This is a genomic window from Fodinibacter luteus (genome assembly GCF_039541575.1).
GTDB lineage: Bacteria > Actinomycetota > Actinomycetes > Actinomycetales > Dermatophilaceae > Fodinibacter > Fodinibacter luteus.
Window position 1 is genome coordinate 48,499 of record NZ_BAABGM010000002.1, and the last position, 10,194, is coordinate 58,692.

Sequence of the window (10,194 nt, forward strand, 5' to 3'; positions counted from 1 at the left end):
GGCCACCCGGCATCCTGACCCGGCCCCCGGCATCCGAGGCCCGGCCCCCGGCATCCGAGACCCGGCCCGCCCGGCCCCCACCCCCTACCCGCGAAGTCAGGAGCACTTCGCCCACTCATGGCCGTACCCGACCCTGAGTGGGCGAAGTGCTCCTGACTTCGCGTGGGGGGGCGGGTCAGACCGGGGGGACGTCGCGGCGCTTGTCGGCGAAGTGCCGGTCCCGCCGGGCCGCGTACCGCAGCCGGCGGAGCAGCTCTGCGCGCAGGTCCTCGGCCTCCACGACCTCGTCGAGCACGAGGTCGGCGGCGAGCCGCTCGAGGTCGACGTCCTGCTCGTACTCGGCGCGCCGGGCCGCGACGAACGCGTCGCGCGCGGCAGTGCCCTGGGTGGCCTCGACCTCGGCGATCTTGTTCGCGTAGACGGCGTTGACCGCGGCCTCGGGCCCCATGACGGCGATCCGGGCGGTGGGGAGCGCGATCGTCGCGTCGGGCCCGAAGCCGGGGCCGCCCATGGCGTAGAGCCCGGCGCCGTACGCCTTGCGGACGACGACGCAGAACTGCGGGACCGTCGCCGAGGCCACGGCGGAGACCATCTTCGCGCCGTGCCGGATGATGCCGCCGCGCTCGACCTCGGAGCCGATCATGAAGCCCGGCACGTCGGCGAGGTAGACGAGCGGAACCGAGAACGCGTCGCACAGCCAGATGAAGCGGGCCGCCTTGTCGGCGGAGTCGGTGAACAGCACCCCGCCCTTGACGGCCGAGTTGTTCGCGACGATGCCGACGGTCTCGCCGTCCATCCGGGCGAACCCGACGACGAGCTCGGCGGCGAAGAGCGGCTTGACCTCGAAGAAGCTGTCGTCGTCGACGAGGCCGTCGATGAAGTCGTGGACGTCGAAGGGCTGGCTCTCGCGCTCGGGCACCGACGCGCGGGTCAGCGGCCGGGCCGGCTCCTCGGCGTGGTAGGTCGGCAGCGGGGAGCGCCAGTTGTCGGGCAGGTAGGAGAAGTACAGGCGCGCGAGCTCGATGGCCTCGGCGTCGTCGTGGGCGAGCAGGTCACCGACGCCCGAGACGGTGCAGTGCATCCGCGCGCCGCCCATGTCCTCGAGGGAGACCTTCTCGCCGACGACCATCTCGGCCATCCGCGGGCTCCCGAGGTACATCGAGGCGTTGCCCTCGACCATGATGATGACGTCGCAGAAGCTCGGGATGTAGGCGCCACCCGCCGCGGAGGGCCCGAACAGGCAGCAGACCTGCGGCACCTTCCCGGACAGGGCCACCTGGTTGTGGAAGATCCGCCCGGCGCCGCGCCGGCCCGGGAACATCTCGACCTGGTCGGTGATCCGGGCGCCGGCGCTGTCGACGAGCCAGAACACCGGCAGCTCCTCGCGCAGCGCCGTCTCGGTGGCCCGCACGATCTTCTCGACGGTGCGTGCCCCCCACGACCCGGCCTTGACCGTCGGGTCGTTCGCGATGACGACGACGGGCCGCCCCTCGACGGTGCCGCGACCGGTGACGACGCCGTCCGCGGGCAGGCCGGGCGCGAGGGCGTTGGCGTAGCGGCCGTCCTCGACGAGGCTGCCCTCGTCGAGGAGCAGCGCCAGCCGGTCGCGGACGTAGAGCTTGTGCTGCGAGGCGAGCTTGGCGGCGGCCTTCTCGGGCGGTCGTGCGGATGCCGCGCGCGCGGCGTCGAGGCGGGCCCGCACGTCCGCGACCCGCGGGTCCCCGGCGGGGGCCACGGCATCCGGCTGGGGGTCAGCGGTGGTGGGCTGCTCGAGGTCCGGGCTCACCGGCATACCTTTCGTCGTTCTGTTCGAGTCGGGTGCTCAGCCGGTCGCCAGGACAACCATCTGAGCACCCGACGCGAGGGGGTCAGGCGGTCGGGAGGCCGAGGCCCTTGGCGATGACCATGCGCTGCACCTCGGAGGTGCCCTCGCCGATCTCGAGGATCTTCGCGTCGCGGTAGAACCGGGCCACGGGGTACTCCTCCATGAACCCGTTGCCACCGAAGACCTGGGTGGCGATGCGCGTGGCGGTCACCGCGGCCTCGGAGGTGTAGAGCTTGGCGACGGCCGCGGCCTGCTTGACCTCGGCGACGGAGCGGCGCCCGGCCTCCTGCTCGTCCTTGAGCCACGCGGCCCGGTAGGTGACCAGCCGGGCGTTCTCCTCCATGACGGCGAGGTCGGCGATCGGGAACGCGACGCCCTGGTTGACCCCGATCGGCCGCCCGAACGCGGTGCGCGTCCTCGCGTACGCCGTCGTCTCCTCGCGCATCCGGGTGATGAGCCCGAGGGCGAGGGCGCTGATCGCGATCCGGCCGTCGTCGAGGGTCTTGAGGAACTGGCGGAAGCCGTGGCCCCGCTGTCCGAGCAGGTGGTCCTCGGGCACCCGGCAGCCGGAGAACGACAGGCCGTGGGTGTCGGAGATGTTCCAGCCGAGCTTGTCGTAGGCGGGCTCGACGGTGAACCCCGGCGTGCCGGAGGGGATCATGATCGCCGAGATCTCGGCGCGGCCGTCGGCGTCGGTGCCCGTGCGGGCGGTCACCGTGACGACCGAGGTGATGTCGGTGCCGGAGTTCGTGATGAACGCCTTCGCGCCGTCGACGACCCAGTCGCCGCCCTCGAGCACCGCCTTGGTGCGCGTGGCACCCGCGTCGCTGCCGGCATCCGGCTCGGTGAGCCCGAAGCCCGCGAGCGCCCGGCCCGCGACGAGGTCGGGCAGGAAGCGCTCCTTCTGGGCGTCGGTGCCGTAGGTGAGGATCGGGTTGATGCCGAGCCCGACGCCGGCGGACAGGGTGATGCCGACGGACTGGTCGACCCGGCCGAGCTCCTCGATCGCGATGCACAGGTTCGTGAAGGCGCCGCCGTCGGCGTCCTCGAGCGAGCCGCCGTAGGCCTCGGGCACGACGAGGCCGAAGAGCCCGAGCTCGCCCAGCCGCGGCACGAGGTCGGTCGGGAAGTGGTGGTCGCGGTCCCACTCGGCGACGTGCGGCTCGACGGCCTCGGTCGCGAAGTCGCGGACGACCGCCCGGAAGTCCTCGTGGTCCTTGCTGAGCTCGAACATCGGCGCTCCTTCGCGCGGCTGGGTGCGGCCCGGGGTCGCCGGGGCGCGTACGGTCACGTTCTTGACGTTGACGTCAACGTAAAGCAATACTCCCCGGTATGCCAACCCCCACGACGGATGCCGTGCGCTCGCCCTCCGCTGGGCGCGGCGGTGTGGGCGGCGGGGCCGGCGCCTCCGGGCGGGCTGCGGGGGCGACGACCGCGACGCACGCAGGGGGATCGGTGGCCACCGGGTCGGCGAGCGCCGAGCATGACCGCACGTGGACGATCGCGCAGGTCGCCGAGGAGTTCGGGGTCACCCACCGCACGGTGCGGCACTACGAGGAGCTCGGCCTGATCTCTCCTGAGCGACGCGGCACGACGCGGGTCTACCACCGGCGGGACCGGACCCGGCTCGGGCTCATCCTGCGGGGCCGGCGGCTCGGGTTCCCGCTCGAGGAGATCCGCACGATCATCGACCTGTACGACGTGCCGCGGGGGCGCCGCAGCCAGCTCGAGTACGTCCTGGGCCAGATCGACGAGCGGCGGGCCGACCTCGAGCAGCGGCGGCGCGACCTCGACGCCGCACTCGCCGAGCTGGGCGACTTCGAGCGGCGCTGCCGCACCGACCTCGCCCGCCTCGCCTGACGGTGAGGATCGACATCGCAGCCTGTTGGTGCTGGGCTGTGGTCGACCGCCTGGGGTGTGACCCCTCGCCCGATCGTGACCCTCGCCTGACCCTGCGGGCGCGGCGAGGCCGTGACGTGGGGGCATGAAGCGGGGCCGGCATCCGCCTCAGATGCCGGCCCCGCAGTGTCGAGCCACCGCCCCTCGGCCCGTCCAGCCCGGGCGGCGGTTCGGGCCACCTCCTCCTGCAGTCGATGGGTCAGGGTTCGACGCGAGCGGTGCCGGAGCCCGACACCACCCGCGCCATACGAGCCGTCCGTGAGCAGCTGCTCGAGGAAGGCCTGCCAGTGCCCGATCCTGCCTCGTCACGCAGGGCCGTGTCCATGACCCATCTTGACTATCTCTTTACCCTTCGGTGACCCTCCCTTTACGCCCGGCAGCCTCGGGCGCCACACGAGCCACGCCCGTCCTGCCCGTCACGCCCGCAGGAACGCGTCGATCTCGGCCCGCGTCGGCGCGGTGTCGGGCCCCCGCCGGGTGACCTTGATGGCGCCGGCCACGTTGGCGCGTGCCGCGGCATCCGGCCACGCCAGGCCGGCGGCGCGCTCGGCGAGCAGGACGCCGGTGTGCGTGTCGCCGGCGCCGTTCGTGTCGACCGGCCGCTGCGGGTGCCCGGGCAGGTGCGTCGTCACCCCGCCCTCCCGCACGACGCACCCGCGAGCGCCGTCGCGCACGATCGTCACGGCATCCGGTGCGAGCACGGTGGCGACGACCTCGGCGGCCTCGCGCATCCCCCGCACCCCGGTGAGCGCGGCGGCCTCGTCGGCGTTCCCGGTCCACACGTCGGTGCGGGTGAGCACGCGGTCGCGCAGCGGCGCGGCGAGCTCTCCGAACGTCGCCCCGGGGTCGAGGACGACGACCACCCCGTCATCCAGCGTGTCGAGCCACGCGACGAGCGGGTCGCGGGTGAGGCCGACGAGCGAGTAGCCGCTGACGCACACGAGGTCGCCGGGAACCGGCGCCGACGCGGCGAGCGACTCCACCGAGATCCGGCGCTCGGCGCCCTGGGTCGTGACGAACGTGCGCTCGGCGCTCGGCTCGACGAGCACGACGCAGACCCCCGTGTCGAGGTCGGGCAGCGGCGGCGACGACAGCTCGACGCCCTCGTGCGCCAGGGCCGCCCGGACGAGGTCGCCGTTCGGACCGGTCCCGACCGCCCCGGCGTGGACGCACCGGGCCCCCGACCGCGCCGCCGCGAGGAGGATCGTCACCGCTCCCCCGGCGTACCGGTGGTACGACGTGGCCATGACGTTGCCGCCGCGCAGGGGCAGCGCCGGCACCTCCATGACGGCGTCGACGAGGGCCTGAGCGGTGTGGATGACCCGAGGCATGCGCCGAGTATGCCGGTGAGCAGGCCATGCACTCCTCGGTTGCGTCGGTCCTGCTGTGCGGGCAGGACGTGACACCGCGATGGATGGAGGCTTCAGACAGGAGTGCGGGTTCCCTCGTCCCGACTGTCATTCCGCGGGGCCTGCGCAAAGACCGGCCTCTCCGTGGCAGACTCCGCCTCGGGCGCTGCGGCGACGGAACTGCGACGCTCGGCAGCGGCCACGACGGCGAACCCGACGACGCCCAGAGCCACGGGGAGGTTACGGTATGTGAAGAACTCGTGGATCTGCGAATGGTTGGACAGCACCTCGTACCAAACCACGGCAATCCCAGCCGGCAGTCCGATGACGCCCGCTGCTACCAGCGGGCGGAAGCCGTCGGGGCCACCTCTCAGCGCTCGACGCACCATGACCGTCATCATCACCAGGACCAGGAGCGCCACGGCTGCGATGGCCACACGGGCGGTCGGAACGTGCTCGAACCAGTAGCGGACATTCACGGAGGTGGGGACACCGAGGCTTGGCCGCACACCCTCCGCAGCCCCCGAGCTCCTGAAGAGCATCTTGTCCACCACGTCACGACGCACCACCCCCGCGCCAGCCGCGGGCACCGCGATGATCCACCGGGAGGCCCACGTTGCAGCGAAAGCGAGCGGCCATAACGCGCCAGCAACCACCATGCTGAACGACGTGTCCTTCAGCCCCTTCGTGCGTACCCACGTTACCCCGGCGGCAACCGCGACGGACAACATCCATGCCGCGGCAGGGGTGGTGAGTAGATCCATGAAGCAGAAGAGTGCGGCGGAGACGCCCACGCTCAGCAGCCCCCATGACATCGACCTGGATGCGGCGAGCGCGGTGCCTGCCGCGCACCCGAGATACGTCGCGATCGACAATGCCTGACTGAGGGAGGTGGAGGGTGTCGACATCACGTTGCTCGCCACGACCAAGGGCGCAACCAGAGCCGCCGCCGCCAGCGCAGACACCGTACGGCTAACAGCCCAGACGAGCCCAAGGAGAGCAGCCACAAGAATCGCTCCCACGAGCACCCTCAGCCCCCCGAGCCCCCACCACGCGATGGCAGGCTTGGTGACCACCGTGTAACCGGCCCAGTAGCGGAAGTAGTAGCCGAGGCCGTCGATCTCCTCGCCGGACACGACGGCCCTGATCTGCACGTCGCCGCCATTGCAGCTCGCCAAGCGGGGCATGAGCGCGGCGCGGTCGACCACCCCGAGATCTGGACGACCCAACCCGGTGCCGGCGACGACACACTCAGTGAAGGTGTCGGCCGTTCCGCCCATCCGATCGATGGCACCGGGTGGCCCGTACCGGCTCTCAGCCAGGTCACTCACCAGCTGCGTCGCGACAGCCCGGTCCGGCACCGCCGCCCCCGCCACCAGGAGCCCGAAGAGGACGGCCTGAAGCACGACGAACCCGCACAGCAGTAGGAGCGTGGTCCGAATGACCTTCATCAGGGAGAGGTCCGGAACGCCGGAATGCTCATGTAGGCAATCCGCGTGCTGTCTGCTCGAACCTTCCGCAAACCGTCAAGAAGTATTCCTATGAGACCAACGACGGTGGCCAGCAGCACCGTGGAAGCCGCCAGGATGGCGGTGGGGAAGCGGAGCACCAGGCCGGTCTGGACGTACTCCACGATGACGGGCACACCGAGTGCGACGCCAAGGACAGCGAGCAGCCCGCCGAGAGAGAGGTAGAGAGCCAGTGGCCGCTCGTGGTGAAGCAGCCGAGCAATCATCGCCAGAATGCGGACGCCGTCATGATATGTGCGCAGCTTGCTCTCGGAACCCTCAACCCGATCCTTGAAACCGACCTGCACCTCCGCCTGTGGCACCCGATTGTTCACAGCGTGGACGGTCAGCTCGGTCTCGATCTCGAAGGCCCGAGAGGTTGCGGGGAAGGATTTGACGAATCGGCGGGAGAAGACCCGGTACCCGCTGAGCATGTCGTTGACGGGGTATCCGAAGATCGCAGAGACCACCTTGTTGAAGAATCGATTGCCGCGTTCATGGCCAGCCCGATAGGCGCCCTCGTGGCTCGGGAGACGCACGCCCGTCACATGGTCGAGCGGACCGTCGAGCAGTAACCGGATCATCTCAGGAGCGGCCTTGGCGTCGTAGGTGTCGTCGCCGTCGACCATGAGGTAGACATCGGCCTCCACATCCGCAAGTGCCCGCCTGATGACGTTGCCTTTGCCCTTCAGCGGCTCGGTCCTGACGACGGCTCCGGCTGCCTCGGCCTCACGGCGGGTGGCGTCCGTACTAGCGTTGTCGTAGACGTAAACGGTCGCTGTCGGCACGGCGGCCTGCAGGTCAGACACGACTTTCCCGACCGCAGCCTCTTCGTTGTAGCAGGGCACGATGGCGGCGATGACCGGGGACCGAAGGTTGTTGTGCATGGCGGGGTCTCTCGGGTGGTGAGGCGAGGATGCGCGTTGACGGTACCCGACCCTCACGGATTCCCGCGCGCCCGGCTACCGTTTGCGCGTCGCTTGTGTGGCCCACCGTGCGCACCCCGGTCCGGACGACAGGTCTCGGACGTCACTCGACGCGGACCCGCACGGCGTACAGCTCGGGGAAGAACGTCAGGTCGAGCGCCCGGCGCAGGAAGGCCACGCCGCTCGACCCGCCCGTCCCCTGCTTGTGGCCGATCGTGCGTGTCACGACCTGCAGGTGCCGGAAGCGCCACTGCTGGAACAGGTCCTCGATGTCGACGAGCTCCTCGCACGTCTCGTAGACCCCCCAGTGCGCGGCCGGCGCGGCGTACACCGACGCGAACACCTCGACGAGGTCCTCGTCGAGCCGGTACGGCTGGGTGACGTCGCGCCCGAGCACCGCCTCAGGCACGGCGTGGCCGCGCCGCGCGAGGAAGCGGAGGAACTCGTCGTACAGGGTCGGCTCGCGCAGCAGCCGCTCGAGCACGGCGTGCTCGCGCGGCGAGTGCTCGAAGACCCGCAGCATGTCGGCGTTCTTGTTCCCGAGGAGGAACTCGACCGCTCGGTACTGGTGGCTCTGGAACCCCGAGCTCGTCGCGAGGTAGGGCCGGATCTGGGCGTACTCGCTCGGCGTCAGGGTCGCGAGCACGTCCCACTGCTCGACGAGCTGCTTCTGCACATGCTTGACCCTCGCGAGCCGCTTGAGGGCCGGCGCGAGCTCGTCGGCCGCGACGAGCGCCCGGGCGGAGCGCAGCTCGTGGAGCAGCAGCTTGAGCCACAGCTCGGCGACCTGGTGCTGGACGATGAACAGCAGCTCGTCGTGCTGCTCGGGCTCGCTGCGCGGGTGCTGCGCGGACAGCAGGGTGTCGAGGTCGAGGTAGGCGCCGTACGACATCGCCTGGCTGAAGTCCTTGGAGATCCCCTCCTCGAGCACTCGCTGGGCCCGGTCGACGGCGTCATCGCTCATGGAGGCATCATGCCGGGCCTCCGTGCCCCGGTCAGCGCCGAACGAGTTCGAGGATGCGCGCGCAGGTCTCCACCGGGGGACGGACCCCGTCGGCGACGACATCCATGCCGGCGCGGTCGATGAGCCGGGCGGGGTCGACCGCGCCGGATGCCGTGGTCATCCCGGATGCCGTGGGCGCGCCGACCGTCTCACCCCCCGGAGCGTGCCGCCCGGCCTTCGCGAGGTCGCGGGGCAGGGCCCGCTCGGCGACCCGACGGGCCATGACCTCGGGATCGACGTCGAGCCAGCAGAGCACGACTTGAGCTGCGCCCCAACCGATTCCGCTGCGACGCCACCCCACGGCATCCGCTGCCTCGGAGGTGAAGGGCGCCACCGCGACGACGTCTCGCCCGGCGCGCAGGTTGTCCGCCACGACCTCGGCGAGGCACGCATACCGGGCGCCTCGCAGGGCGGCGAACCTCGGGGCGTCGAGGTCGGCGGCCTCCCCGAGGGACGCGGCGAGGGCCTCGACGAGCGGGGTGGTCACGCTGTCGAGGTCGACGAGGCACATCCCACCGGCCGCCGCCACGAGGGCGCCCACCGTCGTCTTGCCTGCGCCGGGCACACCGCCGACGCAGACGAGCGTGCCGCCCGCCCGGCCGGGCTGCGGCTCGTTCGCCGAGGCGACCACGGTCAGGCCCCGGGGGTCCCGGACGTGCGGTACCAGGTCTCGCCGACGACCGACACGGCATCCGCCATGGGGACCGGCGTCCACGCGGGGGCGCCGCGACCCTCGAGCACCTCGGCGAGCTCGTCGAGGCGGCGGGCCGCCAGGGCCGCACCCGCAGCGCGCTGACCGGCATCGAGCCGCCCGACGGCGTCGCCCCAGATCGCCCGCCCGGCCATGAAGCCGCTGCAGCCGTGGTCGGCGGCGACGTCGACCTGGGTGCGGAAGCCCTCGAAGGTCACCCCGGCACTGAGCAGCACCCACGGGCCGTCGACCGCGGCGTCGAGCTCGGCGCACGCGGCGTGGCAGGCGTCGCGGTCGGTGAGGTCGAGGAGGGGGAACTCGACCTTCATGATGTCGGCCCCGACGTCGTGGAAGGACCGGGCCGAGGCGAGGACGCTGCTGCGCCGCCGGTCGCGCACCGCCGGGTCGTCGAGGGACTCGCCGTCGACCGGGAACCACAGCGGCTCGACGATGAGGGGAAGACCCACCGCGTGGCAGTCCTGCGCCGCCTGCGCCACCACCTCGTGCTGGTGGGCGACGACGGCCGGGTCGGCGTCCTCGCGGTGGAAGACGACGAGCTTGGCCGCATCGGCCCCGAGGGCTGAGAGCCTGGCCGGATCCCAGCCCTGCTTGAGCCTCAGCTCCGTGTCGAACCCGACCGAGCTCGTCGCGGGGGTGTAGTAGAGGTCCTCGAGACCCGAGATGAGGCCCACGTCACCGGGCAGGGCGCCGGTGACGACGGCCTGGCCGAAGCTCCAGACCGGGTCGGCGAGGACCGACGTCGCGTGCCGTGACAGCTCGGCGATCATCTCGAGCTTGGACTCGACGACCTCCTCGAAGGTGACCGACGAGACGTCGTCGTCGAACAGGAGCAGGTAGGTGTCCGGGTGGTCGATGGCGATCGTGCGGATCAGCCCGGCCGCGTCGCAGATGCGGGCCAGGCGCCGGTGGAGACCGACGGTCTCGGCAGTTGGGACGTGGGGTATTGACAGCGCTGTCATGCCGCCTTACGTT

9 protein-coding genes are annotated in these 10,194 nt (G+C 71.4%); 1 reads left to right on the forward strand and 8 read right to left on the reverse strand.

Annotated features, from left to right (window positions below):
* Positions 1 to 175: 175 nt before the first annotated feature.
* Positions 176 to 1,792: an acyl-CoA carboxylase subunit beta gene (locus ABD899_RS02070; RefSeq protein WP_345201750.1), complete on the reverse strand. Its 1,617-nt coding sequence runs from the start codon at positions 1,790 to 1,792 to the stop codon at positions 176 to 178.
* 76 nt (positions 1,793 to 1,868) lie between these two features.
* Positions 1,869 to 3,059 (reverse strand): acyl-CoA dehydrogenase family protein, encoded by a 1,191-nt coding sequence (locus tag ABD899_RS02075; protein ID WP_345201752.1) that lies wholly within the window; start codon positions 3,057 to 3,059, stop codon positions 1,869 to 1,871.
* A 221-nt stretch (positions 3,060 to 3,280) separates the two neighbouring features.
* Between ABD899_RS02075 and ABD899_RS02080 the strand changes: the two genes are divergently transcribed.
* Entirely contained in the window at positions 3,281 to 3,685 is a 405-nt protein-coding gene (locus ABD899_RS02080; protein WP_345201927.1) for a MerR family transcriptional regulator, read from the forward strand.
* A 455-nt stretch (positions 3,686 to 4,140) separates the two neighbouring features.
* Here the strand turns inward: ABD899_RS02080 and ABD899_RS02085 are convergent, their stop codons facing one another.
* The 6 genes from ABD899_RS02085 to ABD899_RS02110 form a co-directional block, all read right to left on the reverse strand.
* On the reverse strand, positions 4,141 to 5,055 hold the full coding sequence (locus tag ABD899_RS02085; RefSeq protein WP_345201754.1) for a PfkB family carbohydrate kinase: 915 nt from the start codon (positions 5,053 to 5,055) through the stop codon (positions 4,141 to 4,143).
* A 92-nt stretch (positions 5,056 to 5,147) separates the two neighbouring features.
* Positions 5,148 to 6,524 (reverse strand): hypothetical protein, encoded by a 1,377-nt coding sequence (locus ABD899_RS02090; RefSeq protein WP_345201757.1) that lies wholly within the window; start codon positions 6,522 to 6,524, stop codon positions 5,148 to 5,150.
* Complete coding sequence (locus tag ABD899_RS02095; RefSeq protein WP_345201759.1) at positions 6,524 to 7,468, reverse strand: glycosyltransferase; 945 nt, start codon at positions 7,466 to 7,468, stop codon at positions 6,524 to 6,526. The genes ABD899_RS02090 and ABD899_RS02095 overlap by 1 nt, the downstream gene beginning before the upstream one ends.
* Positions 7,469 to 7,610: 142 nt before the next feature.
* On the reverse strand, positions 7,611 to 8,471 hold the full coding sequence (kynA, locus tag ABD899_RS02100) for a tryptophan 2,3-dioxygenase (protein ID WP_345201762.1): 861 nt from the start codon (positions 8,469 to 8,471) through the stop codon (positions 7,611 to 7,613).
* A gap of 31 nt (positions 8,472 to 8,502) precedes the next feature.
* A complete protein-coding gene (locus ABD899_RS02105; protein WP_345201764.1) occupies positions 8,503 to 9,141 on the reverse strand; it encodes a P-loop nucleotide/nucleoside kinase family protein in 639 nt (212 codons plus the stop codon).
* Between the two features lie 2 nt (positions 9,142 to 9,143).
* The gene (locus ABD899_RS02110; protein WP_345201767.1) at positions 9,144 to 10,181 is read right to left on the reverse strand and encodes a hypothetical protein; all 1,038 of its coding nucleotides are present in this window, start codon (positions 10,179 to 10,181) and stop codon (positions 9,144 to 9,146) included.
* Positions 10,182 to 10,194: the final 13 nt, after the last annotated feature.